The 21,857-nt window shown below is 64.8% G+C and carries 30 protein-coding genes; 27 read left to right on the top strand and 3 right to left on the bottom strand.

Going from position 1 to position 21,857, the window contains the following annotated elements:
• Positions 1-121: 121 nt before the first annotated feature.
• The 18 genes from rpsL to IG196_RS28110 all read left to right on the top strand — a co-directional run bounded on the left by rpsL (position 122) and on the right by IG196_RS28110 (position 13,216).
• Positions 122-499, top strand: a complete 378-nt coding sequence (rpsL, locus tag IG196_RS28195) for a 30S ribosomal protein S12 (RefSeq protein ID WP_013543948.1) — start codon at positions 122-124, stop codon at positions 497-499.
• Positions 500-646: 147 nt separating this feature from the next.
• Positions 647-1,120, top strand: coding sequence for a 30S ribosomal protein S7 (rpsG, locus tag IG196_RS28190; protein WP_101491328.1), 474 nt, complete (start codon positions 647-649; stop codon positions 1,118-1,120).
• A gap of 96 nt (positions 1,121-1,216) precedes the next feature.
• The gene (gene fusA / locus IG196_RS28185; protein WP_192193926.1) at positions 1,217-3,319 is read left to right on the top strand and encodes an elongation factor G; all 2,103 of its coding nucleotides are present in this window, start codon (positions 1,217-1,219) and stop codon (positions 3,317-3,319) included.
• A 197-nt stretch (positions 3,320-3,516) separates the two neighbouring features.
• On the top strand, positions 3,517-4,710 hold the full coding sequence (tuf, locus tag IG196_RS28180; protein WP_101488430.1) for an elongation factor Tu: 1,194 nt from the start codon (positions 3,517-3,519) through the stop codon (positions 4,708-4,710).
• Positions 4,711-4,731: 21 nt separating this feature from the next.
• Complete coding sequence (rpsJ, locus tag IG196_RS28175) at positions 4,732-5,046, top strand: 30S ribosomal protein S10 (RefSeq protein ID WP_007838118.1); 315 nt, start codon at positions 4,732-4,734, stop codon at positions 5,044-5,046.
• Between the two features lie 151 nt (positions 5,047-5,197).
• Positions 5,198-6,793 carry a hypothetical protein gene (locus IG196_RS28170; RefSeq protein ID WP_192193925.1) on the top strand — a complete coding sequence of 532 codons (1,596 nt, stop codon included), beginning with the start codon at positions 5,198-5,200 and terminating at the stop codon, positions 6,791-6,793.
• 165 nt (positions 6,794-6,958) lie between these two features.
• Positions 6,959-7,357, top strand: coding sequence for a hypothetical protein (locus IG196_RS28165; protein ID WP_225616832.1), 399 nt, complete (start codon positions 6,959-6,961; stop codon positions 7,355-7,357).
• 236 nt (positions 7,358-7,593) lie between these two features.
• A complete protein-coding gene (gene rplC / locus IG196_RS28160) occupies positions 7,594-8,274 on the top strand; it encodes a 50S ribosomal protein L3 (RefSeq protein ID WP_099793523.1) in 681 nt (226 codons plus the stop codon).
• A complete protein-coding gene (gene rplD / locus IG196_RS28155) occupies positions 8,274-8,894 on the top strand; it encodes a 50S ribosomal protein L4 (protein WP_013543942.1) in 621 nt (206 codons plus the stop codon). Before rplC ends, rplD begins: the two co-directional genes overlap by 1 nt.
• On the top strand, positions 8,891-9,226 hold the full coding sequence (rplW, locus tag IG196_RS28150) for a 50S ribosomal protein L23 (RefSeq protein ID WP_056576559.1): 336 nt from the start codon (positions 8,891-8,893) through the stop codon (positions 9,224-9,226). The genes rplD and rplW overlap by 4 nt, the downstream gene beginning before the upstream one ends.
• A 2-nt stretch (positions 9,227-9,228) precedes the next feature.
• Positions 9,229-10,053 carry a 50S ribosomal protein L2 gene (gene rplB / locus IG196_RS28145; protein WP_056576555.1) on the top strand — a complete coding sequence of 275 codons (825 nt, stop codon included), beginning with the start codon at positions 9,229-9,231 and terminating at the stop codon, positions 10,051-10,053.
• 10 nt (positions 10,054-10,063) lie between these two features.
• The gene (gene rpsS, locus IG196_RS28140) at positions 10,064-10,342 is read left to right on the top strand and encodes a 30S ribosomal protein S19 (RefSeq protein ID WP_062478874.1); all 279 of its coding nucleotides are present in this window, start codon (positions 10,064-10,066) and stop codon (positions 10,340-10,342) included.
• Between the two features lie 9 nt (positions 10,343-10,351).
• The gene (gene rplV, locus IG196_RS28135) at positions 10,352-10,684 is read left to right on the top strand and encodes a 50S ribosomal protein L22 (protein WP_007838134.1); all 333 of its coding nucleotides are present in this window, start codon (positions 10,352-10,354) and stop codon (positions 10,682-10,684) included.
• A 17-nt stretch (positions 10,685-10,701) separates the two neighbouring features.
• A complete protein-coding gene (gene rpsC, locus IG196_RS28130; RefSeq protein ID WP_056576551.1) occupies positions 10,702-11,613 on the top strand; it encodes a 30S ribosomal protein S3 in 912 nt (303 codons plus the stop codon).
• Between the two features lie 52 nt (positions 11,614-11,665).
• On the top strand, positions 11,666-12,082 hold the full coding sequence (rplP, locus tag IG196_RS28125) for a 50S ribosomal protein L16 (RefSeq protein WP_007838137.1): 417 nt from the start codon (positions 11,666-11,668) through the stop codon (positions 12,080-12,082).
• Between the two features lie 55 nt (positions 12,083-12,137).
• A complete protein-coding gene (gene rpmC / locus IG196_RS28120; RefSeq protein WP_099797259.1) occupies positions 12,138-12,347 on the top strand; it encodes a 50S ribosomal protein L29 in 210 nt (69 codons plus the stop codon).
• A gap of 9 nt (positions 12,348-12,356) precedes the next feature.
• On the top strand, positions 12,357-12,626 hold the full coding sequence (gene rpsQ / locus IG196_RS28115) for a 30S ribosomal protein S17 (RefSeq protein WP_056576548.1): 270 nt from the start codon (positions 12,357-12,359) through the stop codon (positions 12,624-12,626).
• An 83-nt stretch (positions 12,627-12,709) separates the two neighbouring features.
• The gene (locus tag IG196_RS28110; protein ID WP_070061892.1) at positions 12,710-13,216 is read left to right on the top strand and encodes a peroxiredoxin; all 507 of its coding nucleotides are present in this window, start codon (positions 12,710-12,712) and stop codon (positions 13,214-13,216) included.
• Between the two features lie 110 nt (positions 13,217-13,326).
• On the opposite strand, the gene IG196_RS28105 is transcribed toward IG196_RS28110, so the two are convergent.
• Together IG196_RS28105 and IG196_RS28100 are read right to left on the bottom strand one after the other, a co-directional pair.
• Complete coding sequence (locus IG196_RS28105; protein WP_192193923.1) at positions 13,327-13,917, bottom strand: GNAT family N-acetyltransferase; 591 nt, start codon at positions 13,915-13,917, stop codon at positions 13,327-13,329.
• Complete coding sequence (locus IG196_RS28100; RefSeq protein WP_192193922.1) at positions 13,914-14,621, bottom strand: cytochrome b/b6 domain-containing protein; 708 nt, start codon at positions 14,619-14,621, stop codon at positions 13,914-13,916. Before IG196_RS28100 ends, IG196_RS28105 begins: the two co-directional genes overlap by 4 nt.
• 167 nt (positions 14,622-14,788) lie before the next feature.
• On the opposite strand from IG196_RS28100, the gene IG196_RS28095 reads away from it, so the two are divergent.
• Positions 14,789-15,235: a c-type cytochrome gene (locus IG196_RS28095; protein ID WP_192193921.1), complete on the top strand. Its 447-nt coding sequence runs from the start codon at positions 14,789-14,791 to the stop codon at positions 15,233-15,235.
• Between the two features lie 150 nt (positions 15,236-15,385).
• Here the strand turns inward: IG196_RS28095 and IG196_RS28090 are convergent, their stop codons facing one another.
• Entirely contained in the window at positions 15,386-15,883 is a 498-nt protein-coding gene (locus IG196_RS28090; RefSeq protein ID WP_192193920.1) for a TlpA disulfide reductase family protein, read from the bottom strand.
• A gap of 110 nt (positions 15,884-15,993) precedes the next feature.
• Between IG196_RS28090 and IG196_RS28085 the strand changes: the two genes are divergently transcribed.
• The 8 genes from IG196_RS28085 (at position 15,994) to IG196_RS28050 (ending at position 21,770) form a co-directional block, all read left to right on the top strand.
• Positions 15,994-16,530, top strand: coding sequence for a hypothetical protein (locus tag IG196_RS28085; RefSeq protein ID WP_192193919.1), 537 nt, complete (start codon positions 15,994-15,996; stop codon positions 16,528-16,530).
• Between the two features lie 145 nt (positions 16,531-16,675).
• Positions 16,676-17,131: a PTS sugar transporter subunit IIA gene (locus IG196_RS28080; protein WP_062478898.1), complete on the top strand. Its 456-nt coding sequence runs from the start codon at positions 16,676-16,678 to the stop codon at positions 17,129-17,131.
• Positions 17,100-17,369: an HPr family phosphocarrier protein gene (locus IG196_RS28075; RefSeq protein ID WP_099793507.1), complete on the top strand. Its 270-nt coding sequence runs from the start codon at positions 17,100-17,102 to the stop codon at positions 17,367-17,369. Before IG196_RS28080 ends, IG196_RS28075 begins: the two co-directional genes overlap by 32 nt.
• A 103-nt stretch (positions 17,370-17,472) precedes the next feature.
• The gene (gene ptsP / locus IG196_RS28070; protein ID WP_192193918.1) at positions 17,473-19,284 is read left to right on the top strand and encodes a phosphoenolpyruvate--protein phosphotransferase; all 1,812 of its coding nucleotides are present in this window, start codon (positions 17,473-17,475) and stop codon (positions 19,282-19,284) included.
• Between the two features lie 247 nt (positions 19,285-19,531).
• On the top strand, positions 19,532-19,915 hold the full coding sequence (locus tag IG196_RS28065; protein WP_192193917.1) for a DUF4148 domain-containing protein: 384 nt from the start codon (positions 19,532-19,534) through the stop codon (positions 19,913-19,915).
• Between the two features lie 83 nt (positions 19,916-19,998).
• Positions 19,999-20,472, top strand: a complete 474-nt coding sequence (locus tag IG196_RS28060) for a Spy/CpxP family protein refolding chaperone (RefSeq protein WP_192193916.1) — start codon at positions 19,999-20,001, stop codon at positions 20,470-20,472.
• The gene (locus tag IG196_RS28055; RefSeq protein WP_192193915.1) at positions 20,465-20,956 is read left to right on the top strand and encodes a DUF4260 domain-containing protein; all 492 of its coding nucleotides are present in this window, start codon (positions 20,465-20,467) and stop codon (positions 20,954-20,956) included. The genes IG196_RS28060 and IG196_RS28055 overlap by 8 nt, the downstream gene beginning before the upstream one ends.
• Positions 20,957-21,071: 115 nt before the next feature.
• Complete coding sequence (locus IG196_RS28050; RefSeq protein ID WP_192193914.1) at positions 21,072-21,770, top strand: response regulator transcription factor; 699 nt, start codon at positions 21,072-21,074, stop codon at positions 21,768-21,770.
• The last annotated feature ends 87 nt before the right edge of the window (positions 21,771-21,857 follow it).

Genomic DNA, 21,857 nt, shown 5'->3' with positions numbered 1-21,857 from the left:
ACTCGTGGGCTTTTCGGAATTTTCCGAAGGGTTTCACGTTTTCGTTATTCCCGGCTTCCCTGAGTCACGACCAGGGGCGGTTTTGCAACCAGGGCCGGGTTGTTTTGGGACTAATTCATTCATGCCAACCATCAATCAACTGGTGCGTCAGGGTCGAACGGTCGAAAAGATCAATTCGAAGAGCCCTGCCATGCAGAACTCGCCGCAACGTCGCGGTGTCTGCACCCGCGTCTACACCACGACGCCCAAGAAGCCCAACTCGGCGCTTCGTAAAGTTGCCAAGGTCCGTCTGACCAATGGCTTCGAAGTCATCTCCTACATCGGCGGCGAAGGCCACAATCTGCAAGAACACAGCGTCGTGCTGGTTCGCGGCGGTCGTGTCAAGGACTTGCCCGGTGTGCGTTACCACATCGTGCGCGGTTCGCTCGACTTGCAAGGCGTGAAAGACCGCAAGCAGTCGCGTTCCAAGTACGGCGCGAAGCGTCCCAAGAAGGCTTAAGCCTTCCTGTCAAAAAACAAGCGGTGTTCGATGGCCTTGGCTGGCTTGTCGAACGAAGTGACCCAATGTCGGGTCGAGTAAGTGAGAGTCCTGACTGACTCTCGCGGTATCGGAAACGGTGCCAACTGAAGCAAAGAGGTTAGAAAAATGCCACGTCGTCGCGAAGTCCCCAAACGTGAAATCCTGCCGGATCCCAAGTACGGCAATGTCGAGCTGTCGAAGTTCATGAACGTGATCATGGAAGGCGGCAAGAAGGCTGTTGCCGAGCGCATCATTTACGGTGCACTCGAATTCATCGAAAAGAAGAACCCGGACAAGGACCCGCTCGAAGCTTTCACCGTTGCCATCAACAACGTGAAGCCGATGGTCGAAGTGAAGTCGCGCCGCGTCGGTGGTGCGAACTACCAGGTGCCGGTCGAAGTCCGTCCTGTCCGTCGCCTCGCCCTGTCGATGCGTTGGATCAAGGAAGCTGCCCGCAAGCGCGGTGAGAAGTCGATGGCTCTGCGTCTGGCCAACGAACTGATGGAAGCCACGGAAGGCCGTGGCGGTGCCATGAAGAAGCGTGACGAAGTGCACCGCATGGCAGAAGCCAACCGCGCCTTCAGCCACTTCCGCTTCTAAAAATCACACGTCTCTTGAGCGTTGGGGGTTGAGTACCGGGCGAATCGCCCGTGCTCGACGCCCAGCGCTCAACGCATTTAAACCCGAAAGTACACCATGTCCCGCAAGACCCCCATCGAGCGCTACCGCAACATCGGTATCTCCGCGCACATCGACGCCGGCAAGACCACCACCACTGAACGTATCCTGTTCTACACGGGCGTGACCCACAAGCTCGGCGAAGTGCACGATGGCGCGGCAACGACCGACTGGATGGAGCAGGAACAAGAGCGTGGCATCACGATCACCTCGGCTGCCGTGACCTGCTTCTGGAAGGGCATGGACCACTCGCTGCCCGAGCACCGCATCAACATCATCGACACCCCCGGCCACGTGGACTTCACCATTGAAGTCGAGCGCTCGATGCGCGTGCTGGACGGCGCCGTCATGGTGTACGACTCGGTCGGCGGCGTGCAGCCCCAATCGGAAACCGTTTGGCGCCAAGCCAACAAGTACAAGGTGCCGCGTCTGGCGTTCGTCAACAAGATGGACCGCGTCGGCGCCAACTTCTTCCGCGTGCGCCAGATGATGGTCGACCGCCTGAAGGCCAACCCCGTGCCGATCGTGATTCCGATCGGTGCCGAAGACAAGTTCCAGGGCGTGGTCGACCTGCGTCTGATGAAGGCAATCTTCTGGGACGAAGCCTCGCAAGGCATGAAGTTCGAAACGCGCGAGATCCCCGCCGACCTGCTCGAGCTGGCCAAGGAATGGCGCGAGAAGATGGTTGAAAGCGCGGCCGAAGCGTCGGAAGAGCTGATGAACAAGTACCTTGAAGAAGGTGACCTGACGCTCGAGGAAATCACCCACGGTCTGCGCACGCGCACGATCGCCGGCGAAATCCAGCCGATGCTGTGCGGCAGCGCGTTCAAGAACAAGGGCGTGCAACGCATGCTCGACGCCGTGATCGAACTGATGCCTTCGCCGCTGGACATTCCGCCGGTGCATGGCTTGGACGACGACGAGCAGGACGTCACCCGCAAGGCCGACGACGGCGAGAAGTTCTCGGCGCTGGCATTCAAGCTCATGACCGACCCGTACGTCGGCCAGCTGACTTTCGTGCGTGTGTACTCGGGCGTTCTGAGCAAGGGCGACACCGTCTACAACCCGATCAAGGGCAGGAAAGAGCGTATCGGCCGTATCGTGCAGATGCACGCCAACGAACGTCTCGAAATCGAAGAAATCCGTGCCGGCGACATCGCCGCTTGCGTGGGCCTGAAGGACGTCACCACGGGCGAGACCCTGTGCGACCCGAACGCCATGATCACGCTGGAGCGCATGGAATTCCCCGAGCCCGTGATCTCGCAGGCCGTTGAGCCCAAGACCAAGGCCGACCAGGAAAAGATGGGCATCGCCCTTCAGCGCCTGGCTTCGGAAGATCCGTCGTTCCGCGTGCGCAGCGACGAAGAATCCGGTCAGACCATCATTTCGGGCATGGGCGAACTGCACCTCGAAATCATCGTGGACCGCATGAAGCGCGAATTCGGCGTGGAAGCCAACGTGGGCAAGCCGCAAGTGGCTTACCGCGAAACGATCCGCAAGACCGTCGAAGACGCCGAAGGCAAGTTCGTTCGCCAGTCGGGTGGTAAGGGCCAGTACGGTCACGTCATCCTGAAGATCGAGCCGCAAGAAGCTGGCAAGGGCTTCGAGTTCGTCGACGCCATCAAGGGCGGTGTGGTTCCTCGCGAATACATCCCCGCAGTGGAAAAGGGCGTTGTGGAAGCACTGACCCAAGGCGTGCTGGCGGGCTACCCCGTCGTCGACGTCAAGGTCACGCTGCACTTCGGTTCGTACCACGACGTGGACTCGAACGAAATGGCGTTCAAGATGGCCGCCATCTTCGGCTTCAAGGAAGGCGCTCGCAAGGCCAGCCCGGTGATCCTCGAGCCGATGATGGCCGTGGAAGTCGAAACGCCTGAAGACTACGCCGGCAACGTGATGGGCGACCTGTCCTCGCGTCGCGGCATGGTGCAAGGCATGGACGACATGATCGGTGGCGGCAAGCTCATCAAGGCTGAAGTCCCGCTGTCGGAAATGTTCGGCTACTCGACCACGCTGCGCTCGGCCACGCAAGGCCGCGCCACGTACACGATGGAGTTCAAGCACTACGCTGAAGCTCCGCGTAACGTTGCCGAAGCCATCGTGGCTGCGCGTTCCAAGTAATGTCATTGCGGGACAGACCAAGATTTGCGAAGCAAATTTGCTCTGTCCCCAACTGATTAAAAAGAATGTGGGACCGCGCAGTGCGCGGCCCTTCTTGTCTGCGATCCGGTGCCGCCCTGTTCCCGTGCGGGGCGAACCAGCAATCGGATGCAGACATAAAACCAACACACGGGACATGCTCTTTCAAGGATTGAAAAATGGCAAAAGGTAAATTCACCCGCACCAAGCCGCACGTGAACGTGGGCACGATCGGTCACGTTGACCACGGCAAGACGACGCTGACGGCTGCGATCGCAACCGTTCTGTCGGCCAAGTTCGGCGGCGAAGCCAAGGCTTACGACCAGATCGACGCAGCGCCCGAAGAAAAGGCCCGCGGCATCACGATCAATACCGCGCACGTCGAGTACGAAACGGCCAACCGCCACTACGCACACGTCGACTGCCCCGGTCACGCCGACTATGTGAAGAACATGATCACGGGCGCCGCTCAAATGGACGGCGCCATCCTGGTGTGCTCGGCCGCTGACGGCCCGATGCCCCAGACCCGTGAACACATCCTGCTGGCTCGCCAGGTGGGCGTGGGCTACATCATCGTTTTCCTGAACAAGTGCGACATGGTCGACGACGCCGAGCTGCTCGAGCTGGTCGAAATGGAAGTGCGCGAGCTGCTCGACAAGTACGAGTTCCCTGGCGACGACACCCCCATCATCCACGGCTCGGCCAAGCTCGCTCTCGAAGGCGACAAGGGCAAGCTGGGCGAAGAAGCCATCCTGAAGCTGGCCGAAGCGCTGGACACGTACATCCCCACGCCTGAGCGCGCTGTGGACGGCACGTTCCTGATGCCCGTCGAAGACGTGTTCTCGATCTCGGGTCGCGGCACCGTGGTGACCGGCGCCGTTGAGCGCGGCGTGATCAAGGTCGGCGAAGAAATCGAAATCGTCGGCATCCGCCCGACGGTCAAGACCACCTGCACCGGCGTGGAAATGTTCCGCAAGCTGCTGGACCAAGGTCAAGCGGGCGACAACGTCGGCGTGTTGCTGCGCGGCACGAAGCGCGAAGAAGTCGAGCGCGGCCAAGTGCTGTGCAAGCCCGGCTCGATCAAGCCGCACGTGCACTTCACCGCCGAGGTTTATGTCCTGTCCAAGGACGAAGGCGGCCGTCACACGCCGTTCTTCAACAACTACCGTCCGCAGTTCTACTTCCGCACGACGGACGTGACCGGCGCGATCGAGCTGCCCACGGACAAGGAAATGGTCATGCCCGGCGACAACGTCAGCATCACCGTGAAGCTGATCAACCCGATCGCGATGGAAGAAGGCCTGCGCTTCGCCATCCGTGAAGGCGGCCGTACCGTGGGTTCGGGCGTCGTGGCCAAGATCCTCGACATCTAAGCTGGACGCAAAGGAATCACCATGGCTACCAAGCAAAAGATCCGCATCCGCCTGAAGGCATTCGACTACAAGCTCATCGACCAGTCGGCCGCTGAAATCGTGGACACCGCCAAGCGCACCGGCGCGATCGTCAAGGGTCCCGTGCCCCTGCCGACCCGCATGAAGCGTTTCGACATCCTGCGTTCGCCGCACGTCAACAAGACGTCGCGCGACCAGCTGGAAATCCGCACGCACCAGCGCCTGATGGACATCGTTGATCCCACCGACAAGACCGTGGACGCGCTGATGAAGCTCGACCTGCCGGCCGGCGTCGACGTCGAGATCAAGCTGCAGTAATTCGACCTCGCGTCGCATTCCGAGCACAGCCCGCCTGCAGAAATGCAGGCGGGTTTTTTTGTGCTTCTCGTTTGCTTATCAACTGTGGCATCCTCGCGCACCGGCCTGCAGGACGCAGTGCGCCGGGGCTGAAACGAGGGCAGCACACGTGATGAGCCAGAAGTTCTCTTTTGCACTCGGTGCGGCGTGCATCGCCGCGGCGTTGCTGGCGGGTTGCGGTGGGGGAGGTGGTGGCGGCGGAGGCGGCGGTGGGTTCCCGATCGGGCTGCCCATCGGTCTGCCGATCGTGCTGAATCCGATCGCCCTGAGCGGGAAAGCCACCTACGACTCGGTGCCGAACAACAACGGCCCCCTCGTGTATGCAAGCACCACGGCCAAGCCGGTGCGTGGTGCCACGGTGGAAGTGCTCGATGCCAACACGTCCGCACAACTCGCGTTGACCACCACGGATGACGGTGGCAACTACACGGTCTCGGTGCCGGGCAACACGAACATCATCGTGCGCGTTCGGGCCCAACTGACCCGGACCGGAACCGGTGCCACCTGGGATGTCACGGTGCGCGACAACACCCGCAGCGACGCGATGTACTCGATGCAGTCGGCGAGTTTCTCGTCCGGCAGTGCGGCATTGACGCGCGACCTGCGCGCGGACAGCGGCTGGGACGGCTCGGGGTACAGCGGACCGCGGGTGGCGGCGCCGTTCTCCGTGCTCGACACGGTCTACACCTCGATGCAGAAGGTGCTGTCGGTGGCGCCGGCTTCGACTTTTCCTTCGTTGAAAGTCTTCTGGAGCATCAACAACGCGCCGTCGCCCGGCAGTTTGGCGGCGGGGCAGATCGGCACGACCTTCTTCTTCAACAATGGAAGCAATGGCCGGCAGATCTACGTGCTCGGCAAGGCAAACGTCGACACGGACGAATTCGATGTCTCGGTGATCGCGCATGAATGGGGTCACTATTACCAGTCGGCCTTCAGTCGCGACGATTCCATTGGGGGCGAGCATTCGACAGGCGACCGCCTTGACCGGCGGGTGGCTTTTTCCGAAGGATGGGGCAACGCCTGGTCGGGCATTGCGCTCAACCGAAGCAACTATGCGGACTCTTTGGGTGAGCAGCAGGGCGGCATCCTTGCGCTCGTGGACCTCACGGCCGGGCCCTCGACCAATCCCGGGTGGTTCCGCGAAGGATCGATCCAAGCCATCCTGTGGAACCTCAATCGGCAGGCCGGTTTCAAGCCCCTCCACGACACCCTGACCGGCTTCCAGTTCCGCAGCGGGGCCGCTGTCACGTCGATTCACTCGTTCGCCGCGGCGTTCAAGGCGACGTCTGCTGGCAATGCCTCGACGCTGACGGGTCTGTTGAATGCACAAAACATCACCTCCAACGACGCGTATGGCACGGGCGAATCGAACGATGGCGGGGTGCCCATCGCACTGCCGGTGTATGGGTCCCTGGTGGTGGGTGCCACGGTCCCCAACGTGTGTGTCTCCAATGCGGCGGGTACGGGCAACAAGCACGGCAACATCGCTTATCTGCGCTTCATTGCGCCAGCGGACCGGGAGTACCAGGTCTCGATCGGAGGCGCCACGGCGTCGGACTTCGACGTCTTCAGGGGCGGGGAGGTTGCCCGGTCGGGCAATCGGGTCAGCCTGAGTGCGGGTGAGTACGTTCTGGCAGTGCGGGACGCCGCGATGGCTGCTTCTCCCGTCGCGCAGAAATGCCTCACCGTTCTCGTCCAGCAACAGTAGGAGGCCTCAGCCATGACCCCGAATACTCGCTTCCCATTGGCTGTGGCATTGACCTGGCTTGCTGTGTCCATGTTCCCGGTTTCCGCCCTGGCCGACGGCATACCGTCAGCACACGCCACCACGAAGCGGTCGACTTCGAGCCACAAGACTGCTGCCGGCCCCTGGGTGACCGCATCGAGAAAACCCAATGACTCCGGCGTCAGGCTTCAGTACCGGCTGGTCGGCACGCCGCAGGCCGGCAAGCCGACCGTGGTCGTCCTGCAGTTCGATGGTGTCAGTGACCCGGCGGGTGCCAGCGTCACGCTGACGGTCGATGCGGGCCTGACGCTCTCCGGCAGTGCGTCGCTGAGCGTGCCGGCCGGGCAGCGCTCCGACGCTTCCGTCACGGTGATCAGCCAGGGTGACGGCCTGGCCTACCTCAACGTGTTCATCACGCAGGGTGGCCGGACCAGCGCCATTTCCATCCCGATCCAGACGGGCGCGGCGGCCCCCGCCATGAAGGCCAGCGGCGACATCAAGCCGCTGCCGGACGGCGACAACATCATTTCGCAGCCCGCGAAATAGGCCTGAAGGCCGCTCCCAGGCGGGCCAGAAGCCCCTGAATCCGGTCCAAACAGGGCCACTTGCGCCCCGGTTCGACTGCGGGCTATAATCTCTGGCTCTGCCCTTGTTGCGTCCGTACGGGCGTCGTTCTGGCAGAGATTTATCAACCTTCTCTCGCAGGCCGGGAAACCAGCCAAACGCTGTCGCCAATTGAAGTGGCAGCGGCGAAGGAAGTCTTCCATTTTTGGAGAAAACAAATGAGTCTGAGCAACTCCCTCGGGTTGCTGGGCCGCAAGGTGGGGATGATGCGTCTCTTCACCGATGACGGGGACGCAGTTCCTGTCACGGTGGTGGATGTGTCCAACAACCGTGTGACCCAGATCAAGTCCCAAGAGACCGATGGCTACGTCGCCCTGCAGGTGACGTTCGGTTCGCGCAAAGCATCGCGCGTGACCAAGCCCCAAGCCGGCCACCTCGCCAAGGCGGGTGTCGAAGCTGGCGAGATCAGCCAAGAATTCCGCGTTACCGCCGATACCGCAGGTCAGCATAAGGCTGGCGGCGTCATCGCGGCAAGCAGCGTGTTCTCCGTGGGCCAGAAGGTGGACGTGCAAGGCACGACCATCGGCAAGGGCTTCGCCGGCACGATCAAGCGTCACAACATGAGCTCGCAGCGCGCGTCGCACGGTAACAGCCGTTCGCACAACGTGCCCGGCTCGATCGGCATGGCACAAGACCCCGGTCGCGTGTTCCCCGGCAAGCGCATGACGGGCCACCTCGGCGACGTCACCCGCACGACGCAAAACCTCGACGTGTTCCGCATCGACGAAGCGCGTCAGCTGCTGCTCATCAAGGGCGCGATCCCGGGTTCGAAGGGTGGCTTCGTCACCGTGCGTCCCGCCATCAAGGCCAAGCCGCAAGCGGCTGAAGGAGCGAAGTAATGCAACTCGAACTCCTGAACGAACAAGGCCAGGCCGCGTCGAAGTACGACGCCCCCGAGACCGTGTTCGGCCGTGACTACAACGAAGACCTGGTCCACCAGATCGTCGTTGCATTCCAGGCCAACGCCCGCCAAGGCACGCGCGCCCAGAAGGACCGCGAACAGGTCAAGCACTCGACCAAGAAGCCTTTCAAGCAAAAGGGAACGGGCCGCGCCCGTGCCGGTATGACGTCCTCGCCCCTGTGGCGCGGAGGCGGCCGCATTTTCCCGAACATGCCTGACGAAAACTTCTCGCAGAAGATCAACAAGAAGATGTACCGCGCCGGCATGGCCGCCATCTTCTCGCAGCTCGCTCGCGAAGGCCGTCTGGCCGTGGTCGATTCGCTGACTGTGGATTCGCCCAAGACGAAGCCGCTGGCAGCCCGTTTCAAGGCAATGAATCTCGAGTCCGTGCTCGTGATCGCCGAAGAAGTCGACGAAAACCTGTACCTTGCCTCGCGCAATCTGGTCAACATCCTCGTGGTCGAACCCCGTTACGCCGATCCGGTGTCGCTGGTTCACTACAAGAAGGTGCTGGTCACCAAGGGTGCCGTCGACAAGCTCAAGGAGATGTTCGCATGAGCCGCGTGAACCCCACCCCTGCACAACGTAAGTTCGACGAAGGCCGTCTCATGAACGTGCTGGTCGCACCGATCGTGTCCGAAAAGGCCACGATGGTCGGCGAGAAGTCGAACGCTGTCACTTTCAAGGTGCTGCAAGACGCCACCAAGCCCGAGATCAAGGCCGCTGTTGAACTGATGTTCAAGGTCGAAGTCCAGGGCGTGTCGGTGCTCAACACCAAGGGCAAGACCAAGCGCTTTGGCAAGTCCATCGGCCGCCGCGACAACGTTCGCAAGGCTTATGTGACGCTGAAGGCCGGTCAAGAGCTCAACCTCGTCGGGGAAGGCGCTTAATCATGGCCGTCATCAAGATGAAACCCACTTCGCCGGGCCAACGCGGCGCGGTGAAGATTTCGCGTGACCACCTGCACAAGGGTGCCCCTCACGCAGCCCTGCTGGAGCCCCAGTTCCAGAAGGCCGGCCGTAACAACAACGGTCACATCACGATCCGCCATCGTGGCGGTGGTGCCAAGCACCACTACCGCATTGTCGACTTCGTGCGCAACAAGGACGGCATCCCGGCCAAGGTCGAACGCATCGAGTACGACCCGAACCGCACCGCCCACATCGCTCTGGTCTGCTACGCCGACGGCGAGCGCCGCTACATCATCGCCCCGCGCGGTCTGGAAGCTGGTGCAACCCTGATGTCGGGCGCCGAAGCCCCGATCCGCGCCGGCAACACCCTGCCGATCCGCAACATCCCCGTGGGTTCGACGATCCACTGCATCGAACTGCAACCCGGCAAGGGTGCGCAGATCGCTCGTTCGGCCGGTACCTCGGCCACACTGCTGGCCCGTGAAGGCGTTTACGCCCAGGTCCGCATGCGTTCGGGCGAAGTCCGCCGCATTCACATCGAATGCCGCGCGACCATCGGTGAAGTGGCGAACGAAGAGCACAGCCTGCGCCAGCTCGGCAAGGCCGGTGTGAAGCGTCACATGGGTATCCGCCCGACCGTTCGCGGCGTGGTGATGAACCCGGTCGACCACCCGCACGGTGGTGGCGAAGGCAAGACTGGCGAAGGCCGCCATCCTGTCGACCCATGGGGCAACCTGACCAAGGGCTATCGCACCCGTAACAACAAGCGCACGCAGGTCTTCATCGTGTCGCGTCGCAAGAAGTAAGGGATAGCCAATGACTCGCTCTCTCAAAAAGGGTCCTTTCGTCGACCACCACCTGGTGGCCAAGGCCGACAAGGCTGTGACGAACAAGGACAAGAAGCCGATCAAGACCTGGTCGCGCCGCTCGATGGTTCTGCCCGAGTTCATCGGTCTGACCATCGCTGTGCACAACGGCAAGCAACACGTGCCCGTGTACATCACCGACCAGATGGTCGGCCACAAGCTCGGCGAATTTGCGCTCACGCGCACGTTCAAGGGGCACCCCGCGGACAAAAAAGTCCAGAAGAAGTAAGGAACGACCATGTCTGAAACACGTGCAGTCCTCCGCGGTGTCCGCCTGTCGGTCGACAAGGGCCGTCTGGTCGCGGACCTGATCCGCGGCAAGAAGGTCGATCAAGCGCTCAACGTTCTGCAATTCACGCAGAAGAAGGCCGCTGTGATCATCAAGAAGGTGCTCGAGTCGGCAATTGCCAACGCAGAGCACAACGACGGTGCCGACATCGACGAGCTGAAGGTCAAGACCATCTACGTCGAGCAAGGTGCAACGCTCAAGCGCTTCACGGCGCGCGCCAAGGGTCGCGGCAATCGCATCAGCAAGCCCACGTGCCATGTGTACGTGACGGTTGGCAACTAAGAAGGCCTGGAAGAAATATGGGACAGAAAATCCACCCAACCGGGTTCCGCCTTGCGGTGACCCGTAACTGGTCCAGCCGTTGGTACGCAAGCGACCGCGATTTCGCGGGCATGCTGGCCGAAGACATCAAGGTTCGCGAATACCTGAAGAAGAAGCTGAAGAACGCTTCGGTGTCGCGCGTCATGATCGAGCGTCCCGCCAAGAACGCACGCATCACGATCTACTCGGCTCGTCCGGGCGTCGTGATCGGCAAGAAGGGCGAAGACATCGAGAACCTCAAGCGCGAACTGGGCAAGCAGCTCGGCGTGCCGGTTGCAGTGAACATCGAAGAAGTGCGCAAGCCCGAAATCGATGCGCAGCTGATCGCCGACAGCATCACGCAGCAGCTCGAAAAGCGGATCATGTTCCGCCGTGCCATGAAGCGCGCCATGCAAAACGCCATGCGTCTGGGTGCCCTAGGCATCAAGATCATGTCGTCGGGCCGCCTGAACGGCATCGAAATCGCTCGTTGCGAGTGGTACCGCGAAGGTCGCGTACCCCTCCACACGTTGCGCGCCGACATCGACTACGGCACCTCGGAAGCCAAGACCACGTACGGCGTCATCGGCGTCAAGGTCTGGGTCTACAAGGGCGACACGCTGGGTCGTAACGACCTGCCGGCCGTCGAAACGCCGCGTCCGGACGAAGAGCGCCGCCCGCGTGGTCCCCGCCGTGATGGTCGCCCTGGCGACCGTCCGGGTGGCGACCGTCGTGGTCCCGGCCCCCGTGCCGGTGCCCGTGGTCCGATCGGTGGCAACACCGCTCCGGCCGATGGCAGCGACAAGCCCGCAGAAGCAACCGGCGGTGCCGGTGCAGACTCGAAACCCGCCGTTAAGCGCGTCCGCAAAGCCGCGCCCGCTGCAGCAGCGGACGGTGCCAAGACCGAGTAATCGGTCGCTCCCGGGCACGCAAGTGCCTGGGGCCCTCACGGAGTAACAAAACATGCTGCAACCTGCACGAAGAAAGTTCCGCAAGGAACAAAAGGGCCGCAACACCGGCATCGCAACCACGGGTAACTCGGTTGCGTTCGGTGATTTCGGTCTCAAATGCACCGACCGCGGCCGCCTCACGGCGCGCCAGATCGAAGCCGCTCGTCGCGCGATTTCGCGTCACGTGAAGCGCGGTGGCCGTATCTGGATCCGCGTGTTCCCGGACAAGCCAATCTCTACCAAGCCCGCTGAAGTGCGGATGGGTAACGGTAAGGGCAACCCCGAGTACTACGTCGCTGAAATTCAGCCTGGCAAGATCGTGTTCGAGATCGTCGGCGTGCCCGAAGAACTCGCCCGCGAAGCGTTCCGCCTGGCCGCCGCCAAGCTTCCGCTGCGTACGACGTTCGTCGCTCGCCAGCTCGGCGCCTGAGAGGAGAACACCCATGGCAACACGTAAGAAGAAAGAAACCGCGGCTTCGGCCAAGGTGACGAAGGCTGCAACCCTGCGCACGAAGGACGTCGCAGGCTTGACCGCTGAAATCAAAGATCTGCAGAAGGCCCACTTCGGCCTGCGCATGCAGAAAGCCACGCAACAGCTGTCGAACACCACGACGCTGCGCGTGACGCGTCGCGACATCGCTCGCGCCAAGACCATTCTTGCTCAGAAAGAGCAAGAGACCCAAGCCGCCAAGTAAGGAGTGAACATGACGGAAGCTAAAAAATCCCTCAAGCGCACCTTGATCGGCAAGGTGGTCAGCGACAAGCGTGCCAAGACCGTGACCGTGCTGGTCGAGCGCCGTGTGAAGCACGAGCTCTACGGCAAGATCGTGGCCAAGACGAGCAAGTACCACGCCCATGACGAAAAGGGCGAGTACAAGCTGGGCGACACCATCGAGATCACGGAAAGCCGTCCGATCTCGAAGACCAAGAACTGGGTTGTGACCCGTCTGGTCGAGAAGGCCGCTCTGGTCTGATCAAGCACTCGGTCGCCCTCGAGGCAACCCATCCGAAAACGGCCCACAATGTGGGCCGTTTTTCTTTTTCAGGAGCAAATTACATGATCAAAGTCGGCGACACCCTTCCTTCGGCCACCCTGCAGGAATATTCCGAAGTCGAGGGCGAAGGCTGCAGCATCGGCCCGAACCCGGTCGACGTGACCAAGGCCACGGCTGGCAAGACCATTGCGCTGTTCGCGCTGCCGGGCGCCTTCACGCCCACCTGCTCGGCCAAGCATGTGCCGGGCTACGTGCAGCACTTCGACGACTTCAAGGCCGCTGGCGTGGACGAGATCTGGTGCGTGAGCGTGAACGACGCCTTCGTGATGGGCGCCTGGGCGCGCGACCAGAAGACCGGCGCCAAGGTGCGCATGCTGGCCGACGGCAGCGCTGACTTCGCGAAAGCCACCGGCCTCACGCTCGACCTGACCGGCCGCGGCATGGGCCTGCGCAGCAACCGCTACTCGATGCTCGTGAAGGACGGCAAGGTCGCGACGCTGAACGTCGAAGGCCCGGGCAAGTTTGAAGTGAGCGACGCCGACACGCTTCTCGCACAAGCCCGCGGCTAATAAACCTGGATCCTTCGTGGGGGCCGCCGCGCACGGCCGCCCGAAGCGGCCGGCCCGCCCCCGGTAGGGTTGGCGAAGCGACACGAAGTGCGCGCAGCCTGGGGGCGAGCCTAGAGGTCTACCTTGAGGTAATGAGCCCCGGCAACGGGGTTGTGATAGTAGGGCGGCACCTCCGCGAAGCCCAGGTCTTCGTAGAGGGCGCGCGCCGACTCCATGTCGTCGAGGGTGTCGAGCAGCACGCAGGCATAGCCTGCGCTGCGCGCGGCATCCAGGATGGCCTCGGCCAGCTGCCGCCCGAGCCCGAGGCCCCGGAACCCGGGGCGCACATACAGGCGTTTCATTTCCGCCGCGTTCGCGTAGTCCGTGCTGTCGATCGGACGCAGCGCGCAACAGCCCGCCACATGGGCGAGCGTGCCGTCGGCGCGTTTCAGCGTGGGCGCGGCGCGGCCGGCGTCTTCATTCACATGGGCGGGATCGACCAGCGCCAGCAGCAGGGTGCCGCGCGGCTCGGCGTACTCGCCGGGCAGGCCGGCCAGCTCGCCGTCGAAATCCTGAAACGCGAGGTCGATGGCCAGCGAGCCCGCGTAGTCGCGGAAGATGGCGCGCACGGCGTCGACTTCATGCGGTTCGTCGGGCGTGAGGAGCACCACGGCCGGCACGTCCGACAGCGGCAGCGGGCGGGAGACGGAAAAGCCGCTCATACGCGCAACGACGCCACCCAGAATGCCACGCCCGCGCACAGCGCGAACAGCACCAGCGCCAGCGTGCGCGACACCGCATCGTCGCGGCTCGGGGGCACGCCGTTGCCATTCCCGTTCCCGTTGGGGGCCGCACCCGCAATCACAAGCTTGTCGCCCGACAGCATCGGCCCGACCAGCCGGTGCCGCTTGACCAGCACATAGAACAGCACCGCCAGCACATGCAGGCTCACGAGGCCGATCACGATCCACTTGCCCTGTGCCTTGTGCCAGCCGGTCGCCAGGCTCACCATGGCGCCCGAGACAAAGCGGGTCAGCGGCCCGGAAGCGGAAATCTCGTCATCGGCCATCAGCCCCGTGGCGACCTGCAGGATCAGCAGCGCCAGCACCGCGAACACCGACAACGCGCCCAGCGGCGTGTGGCCGATCAGGTGGTCGGGGTGCGACTTGCCGCGCAGGTAGGCGATGACCGAGCCCGGCGCGTAGATGAAGGCCCCAAAGCGCGACCAGCGCCCGCCCACGAAACCCCAGACCAGGCGGAACAGCAGCAGCGCCAGCACGGTGTAGCCGAGGCGGAAATGCCATTCCATGATGCCGTTCAGGCCCGTCACGATCAGGCCGATCACGGCGAAGGCGAGCGCCCAGTGAAAGAGGCGGGTCGGCAGGTCCCAGACGCGTGTGCGGGCCACCGAGAGGGTGTCGGTCATCGAAAAAGGCGCCGGGGGCGCAAGGCTGCGGAAGGCGCAGATTAGCAAAGTCCGGGCCGGTCGTTGCACCGGGTTGTTGCTATGCACCCGACACAGGCAGCCCCTACACTGCCTGCAGCGCCGCGTTCGACGGTGCCCAAACCCCCACACACAAGGAAGGTCCTCCGATGATCCGTTTCGCTTCGTTCGCCCTTGCAGCCGCCTGCGCTGCGATGTCCCTGCCCGCCGCGGCACAGTTCGCCAAGCCCGAGGACGCCATCAAGTACCGCCAGAGCGCGCTGTTCGTGATGGGCCAGCACTTCGGCCGCCTGGGCGCCATGGCCAACGGCCGCGTGCCCTACGACGCAGCTGCCGCTGCCGCCAACGCCGAGGTGGTGGCCGACATGGCCAAGCTCCCCTGGGCTGGCTTCGGCGCCGGCACCGAGGGCGGCAAGGCCAAGCCCGAGGTCTGGAAGGAAGCCGCGAAGTTCAAGGAACACCAGGACAAGGTGATCGCCGAGACCGGCAAGCTGGTGGTTGCCGCCAAGGCCGGCAACATCGACGCGCTCAAGGCCCAGTTCGGCGCGACCGGCGCGAGCTGCAAGGCCTGCCACGACAGCTTCCGCAACCAGTAAGCCGCGGGCTTTCGCAATGAAAAAGGCGCTCCGCAAGGAGCGCCTTTTTCGTTCCAGGGATACCGCGGAACCGGCTTTGCCGGGCCGCTGGTATCGCCCCCGGTAGGGGGTTGGCGAAGCGACACGAAGTGCGCGCAGCCTGGGGGCGAGTCAAGCTTCCGCCAGCAGCTTTTCGATCAGCTTGTGCAGCTCGGCGAAATCGGGCTCGCCCACATAGCGCTTCACGATCTCGCCCTTCTTGTTGACGATGAAGGTGGTCGGCGTGAGCTTCACGTCGCCCCAGGCCTGCGCCACGCTGCCGGTGTTGTCGATCGCCACCTTGAACGGCAGCTTGCGGGTTTCGGCAAAGTTGACGACGTAGCTCGGCGGGTCGTAGCTCATGGCGACGGCCAGCGTGTCGTAGCCCTTGGCCTTGTACTTGTTGTAGGTCGAGATCACCTTGGGCATCTCGGCCACGCAGGTCACGCAGCTCGTGGCCCAGAAGTTGACCAGCGTGACCTTGCCCTTCAGGTCGGCCGTGCTCTTGGTGGTGCCGTCGAGCAGCACGAAGGTCGAGGCCGGGGCGGCCGTGCTGCCTGAGCCGAGGTACACGCCCACGCCGGCGGCCAGGGCGATCACGACGGCGGCGGCAGCGATGTATTTTTTCATGGGCACCTGAAAGAGAGAGGCGCGGCGATTTTAGTTCCGCGTGCCGGATCGCGCCGGTGGGGCCATCTCCGGCCTTTTCCCTTCCGACGGCCGTTCGATAATCGCCCTCGATGCCATCGCTTCCTTCCCCCTCCTGGCCCGTGCTGGCCCTGGCCGCCGCACTGGGCGCTTGCAGCCCCACCTTCAACTGGCGCGAGGTGCCGATCGCCGACGCCGGCCTGGTCGCGCTGCTGCCCTGCAAGGCCGACCGCGCCCAGCGCGCGCTGCCGCTGGGCGCCGAGTCGGTGCAGGTCGACATGACCGGCTGCGAAGCCGGCGGCGCGACCTTCGCCGTGGCCCATGCCGCCGCCACCAGCCCGGCGCAGGCCGAGGCCTGGCTCACGGCCTGGCGCACGGCCACGCACGGCCAGCTGGGCGTGGCGCAGGTGATCCAGGGACCGGCCACATTGCCGCGCGCCACGGCCGTTCCCGCACCGTGGCGGCTCGACGGGCAATCGGCGCAGCAGGGCGTGGCGCCGGTCCAGGTGCTCTGGTTCGCGCAGTCGCAGAAAGACGGCAGCGTGTCGCTCTACCAGGCCACCGTTCTCGGCCATCCGTCCTCGCCCGAGGCGGCCAAGACCTTCTTCGAGGGCCTGCGCCTGCCCTGAGTTCGGGCCCCGAGGCGCAGCTATCGTTTTTGTAGCTGTTGCCGCGGCGCCAATGGCCGCCTTCCCCGGCTGGCGCGTTGTGTCCTCCATGTCTCTACTTCCTTTGGGCGCCCCCGCATAATCGACGCGTCGTCCTCCGAGCCGCATGAACAGCATCCTCATCATTGCCCACTCTCCGTTCGCACAGGCGCTGCGGCAGTGCGCGCTGCATGTGTTCCCCGACTGCGAACAGGCGGTCGTGGCACTCGACGTGCTGCCCAACGTGTCGCCCGAAGAAACGCTGGCCGCCGCGCGCATCACGCTCGCGCAGCAACTGCATGCCCCGCGTTCGCAGGTGCTGGTGCTGGCCGACGTGTTCGGCGCCACGCCTTGCAACGTCGCGCAGAAGCTGGTGGACGGCGTGCGCTCGCGGCTCGTGGCCGGTGTCAACCTGCCGATGCTGCTGCGCGCCGTCACCTACCGCCACGAACCGCTCGACACGCTGGTGCAGCGCGCCCTCGCGGGCGGCACCGCCGGCGTGATGCAGGTGGCGGTGGCGGCTCCCCAGAACCAGGCGAAAAGAAAGCACAGTGATCAAGAAATCCGTGACCATCAGCAATAAGCTGGGCCTGCACGCACGCGCGTCGGCCAAGCTGACCAAGCTCGCGGGCAGCTACCCCTGCGAGGTGTGGCTGTCGCGCGGCGACCGCCGCATCAATGCCAAGAGCATCATGGGCGTCATGATGCTGGCCGCCGGCCTCGGCGTGACCGTCGAGCTCGAGACCAACGGCGCCCAGGAAGAAGAAGCCATGAACGCCATCGTCCACCTCATGGACGACAAGTTCGGCGAAGGCGAATGACTGTGGCCCCCACGCTCCGCACTGCGTGTCGTCGCTGCCCCCCGAGGGGGCTCGGCCGCCTTGGGGCGGCCCGGCGGCGGCCGATGACCTTCGGTCCACGCGCATGACCTTCGCAGTCCACGGTCTCCCTGTCGCCCGTGGCATTGCCATCGGCCGCGCGGTGCTGGTGGTGTCCAGCCGCATCGACGTGGCGCACTACTTCATCAAGCCCGACGAGATCGAGACCGAAATCGACCGCGTGCGCACCGCGCGCAATGCGGTGTCCGACGAACTCACCAAGCTGCAGGCCAGCGTGGCGCAGATGGGCCCCAACGACGCGCCGCACGAACTCGCGGCGCTGCTCGAGGTGCACCAGATGCTGCTGCAGGACGACGTGCTCAGCGGCGGCGTAAAGCACTGGATCAGCGAGCGGCTGTACAACGCCGAATGGGCGCTGACTACGCAGCTCGAAATCATCGCGCGCCAGTTCGACGAGATGGAGGACCCGTACCTGCGCGAGCGCAAGGCCGACCTCGAACAGGTGGTCGAGCGCATGCTGCATCGCATGAAGGGCACGGCCGCCGTGCTCGCGCCGAGCCCGCCGCGCCGCAAGCGCGCCGCCGCCCATCACGACCATGACGACGAAGACGACGACCCCACCGCGGGCGACGGCTTCGACGTGCCGCTGGTGCTCATTGCGCACGACCTCTCGCCGGCCGACATGCTGCAGTTCAAGAAGAGCGTGTTCGCGGGCTTCGTGACCGACGTGGGCGGGCGCACCTCGCACACGGCCATCGTGGCGCGCAGCATGGACATCCCGGCCATCGTCGGCGCTCGCTCCGCGAGCCAGCTGGTGCGCCAGGACGACTGGGTCATCATCGACGGCGAGGCCGGCGTGATGATCGTCGACCCTTCGCCGATCATCCTGGCCGAGTACGGCTTCAAGCAGCGCCAGGGCGACCTCGAGCGCGGCCGGCTCGCGCGGCTGCGCCACAAGCCCGCCGTCACGCTCGACGGCCAGCGCGTCGATCTGCTCGCCAACATCGAGATGCCCGAAGACACGGTGGGCGCGGTCAAGGCCGGCGCCGTGGGCGTGGGCCTGTTCCGCAGCGAATTCCTCTTCATGGGCCGCGAGAACTCCGCGCGCCAGACGCGCCTGCCCGATGAAGAAGAGCAGTACCAGGCCTACAAGCGCGCGGTCGAGGGCATGCAGGGCATGCCCGTCACCATCCGCACCATCGACGTCGGCGCCGACAAGCCGCTCGACGGCAAGTCGGCCAGCAAGCAGGAGCACCTGAACCCCGCGCTCGGGCTGCGCGCCATCCGCTGGAGCCTGGCCGATCCGGCGATGTTCCTCACGCAGCTGCGCGCCATCCTGCGTGCGGCGGCGCACGGCGAGATCCACCTGCTCATTCCGATGCTCGCGCATGCCAGCGAGATCCGCCAGACGCTGTCGCTCATCGACTTCGCGCGCGCCGAACTCGACAACCGCGGCGCGGTGTACGGCCCGGTCAAGCTCGGCGCCATGATCGAGATCCCGGCCGCCGCGCTCACGCTCAAGACCTTCCTGAAGCACTTCGACTTCCTGTCGATCGGCACCAACGACCTGATCCAGTACACGCTGGCCATCGACCGCGCCGACGAAGCCGTCGCCCACCTCTACGACCCCGCGCACCCCGCGGTGCTCAAGCTCGTGGCCGACACCATCACCGAGTGCCGCCGACAGGGCAAGGGCGTGTCGGTGTGCGGAGAGATGGCGGGCGACGTGGCCTTCACGCGCCTGCTGCTGGGCCTGGGCCTGCGCAGCTTCTCGATGCACCCATCGCGCATCCTCGCCGTGAAGCAGGAAGTGCTGCGTGCCGACACCGGCAAGCTCGAGCCCTGGGCGCAGGGCGTGCTCGACGCGGACGATCCCGCCGCTGCACTCGCGGGCTGAGCCCGCAACCCCGCCCTTCGCGGCGGGACCCAAGTACCAGGAACACCACGGAACCGGCTTTGCCGGGCCGTCGGTGTTGCCCCCGGTAGGGGGTTGGCGAGGCGACAGGAAGTGCGCGCAGCCTGGGGGCGAGCCAGGTCTGGTGAAACAAACCGAAATACGGCGATACGGGCGTGAAAGGACTCGCCGCACCGTGACGCGCACCATCAGGTCTCCTCTTCCAACCCCTGAAAGAAAGGCCTGCATCATGATCGTCAAGTCGTCTTTTTCCCTCGCCCAGCTCGTCGCTGTCGGTTCCTTCGCCATGCTCGCCGCCGCTGGCGCCAAGGCTGAAACCTATCAAGGCGTTCACGCCCCCGTGTCGGCCATGAGCCGCGCCGACGTCAGCGCCGAAGCCGTGCGCACGGCCGCCGCCCCTGATCAGAACGTCGTGCGTGGTTCGCGCGGCCCCGAGACCGTGGCCGTGTCGACCGACCGCGCACGCGTCGTCGCCGAAGCCGTGCGCACCGCCGCCGCACCCGACCAGAACGTGACCTCCGGCTCGCGCGTGAACAGCAAGGTCATCTCGACCATGCAGAACCCCGTCGACGCGCGTGCCGCCGCCGCGCGCGACAGCGGCAACCGCCTCTGAGCCACTGCGGCGTATTCGTCGCCGCCGTCGCCTCGTCCATCACTGAAGCAGCCCCGCGCAGGGGCGCATGAAGGAGCACCCCTATGAAGCACTGGATCAAACGAACCCTGTTCGGATTCGCGGGCCTGGCCGTCGTGGCCGGCAGCATCGCCGGCTGTGCCGGTCACCGCCACGGCTGGGGCGGCGACAGCGCCGAGTTCCGCACCAAGATGGTCGAGCGTGTCGGCAGCAAGCTCGAACTCGACGCCGCACAGAAGCAGAAGCTCACCGTGCTCGCCGAGAAGCTGCAGGCGCAGCGCCAGGCCATGCGTGGTGCAGGCGGTGCGGGCGGCGCGGGCGATCCGCGCTCGCAGTTCAAGGCACTGTTCGCGGGCAACACGCTCGACCAGACAGGCGCCGCGCGCCTGATCGAAGAGAAGACCGCCGTGGTGCGCACCGGCAGCCCCGAGGTCATCGCCGCCGCTGCCGATTTCTTCGATCACCTGAATGCCGCCCAGCAACAGAAGGTGCGCGACTTCATGGACCGCGGCGGCCGCCGTTGGAATCGTCATGGCTGACATGGGCTCGCCCCCGGGCTTCGCGCGTTTCGTGTCGCTGCACCGCCCCGCGCTTCGGGAGCCGCAGCACCACGTCGCCGCCGAGGTGTCCCGCGAACCGGCAGCGCCGGCCGTGGACGGTGTGCGCACCGTGCTGCGCTTCGAAGGCGCGGTGGTGCTCGCGGTCGCACTGGTCGGCTACGCCCAGTTCGGCATGGGCTGGGGCGTGTTCGCGCTCTGGCTGCTCGCGCCCGACCTCTCGCTGCTGGGTTACCTCGCCGGTCCGCGCGTCGGTGCGGCGCTGTACAACGCGGCGCATGCGCTGATCGGGCCGGTGCTGCTGCTGGCCTTCGGCGTGTTCGCGGCGCAGCCGTGGGCGGTGGCCGGCGGCCTGATCTGGCTGGCCCGCGTCGGGCTCGACCATGCGCTGGGCTTCGGTCTCAAGTACGCGACCGGTTTTGCGTCCACCCACCTCGGCCGCATCGGCCGCGCCGATCCATGGTGATCGCGACCGTGTGGCTTTTTCAGACGGCGGGCACGCCCCGGGCGGTGCCATGCCGTCTGGACTGATTGCCAGCTTTGCCATTCGCGCTCTCTTTGCCAGGAGGCACAATCCCGCCATGCCGCGCATCCTGCTGATCGACGACGACGAACACCTCGCCGCGCCGCTGACCACCTATTTCGCACGCTTCGGCTGCACGCTCGACAGCGCCAAGCGCCCGAGCGAAGGCATTGCCAAGCTGCGTGCGGGGCACTACGACGCGGCCATCCTCGACGTCATGCTGCCCGAGATGGACGGCTTCGAACTGTGCCGCGAGATCCGCAAGGAAAGCGACATCCCCATCGTGATGCTCACCGCGCGCGGCGAGGTGATGGACCGCGTGGTCGGCCTCGAACTCGGCGCCGACGACTACGTGCCCAAGCCCTTCGAGCCGCGCGAACTCGTGGCGCGCGTGCAGACCATCCTGCGCCGCCAGCGCAGCGCGCCGGCCGCCGCTGCTGCCAACGCCCAGCTGCGCGTGTTCGACGGCCTCTTGATCGACCTCGACCGGCGCCAGGTCATGCGCCACGGCGAGCGCGTGGAGCTCACCGGCACCGAGTTCGACCTGCTCGCGCTGCTGGCCGGCGAGCCCGGCAAGGTGTTCAGCCGCGACGACATCCTCAACCGGCTGCGCGGCCACGAGGCCGAGCTCTTCACGCGCGCGGTCGACATCGTGGTGAGCCGGCTGCGCAAGAAGCTCGAGCCACTCGATTGCATCAAGACGCTGCGCAACGCCGGCTACGCGCTGGCCGTGGCACCCGGCGAGTCTTCTTCATGAAGTTTTCCCGCAGGCGCGCAGGCGCCGTGCCCGCCGACGGCGAGGGCCTGTGCCCTGGCAAGGAGCGGCGCCGGCACTGGCACGCGC

Origin of the sequence: Variovorax sp. 38R (genome assembly GCF_014843395.1) — a bacterium.
Taxonomy (GTDB): Bacteria; Pseudomonadota; Gammaproteobacteria; order Burkholderiales; family Burkholderiaceae_C; genus Variovorax; species Variovorax paradoxus_H.
The sequence above is the reverse complement of the archived record's forward strand: the minus strand, read 5'-3'. Positions and strand labels throughout refer to the sequence as shown.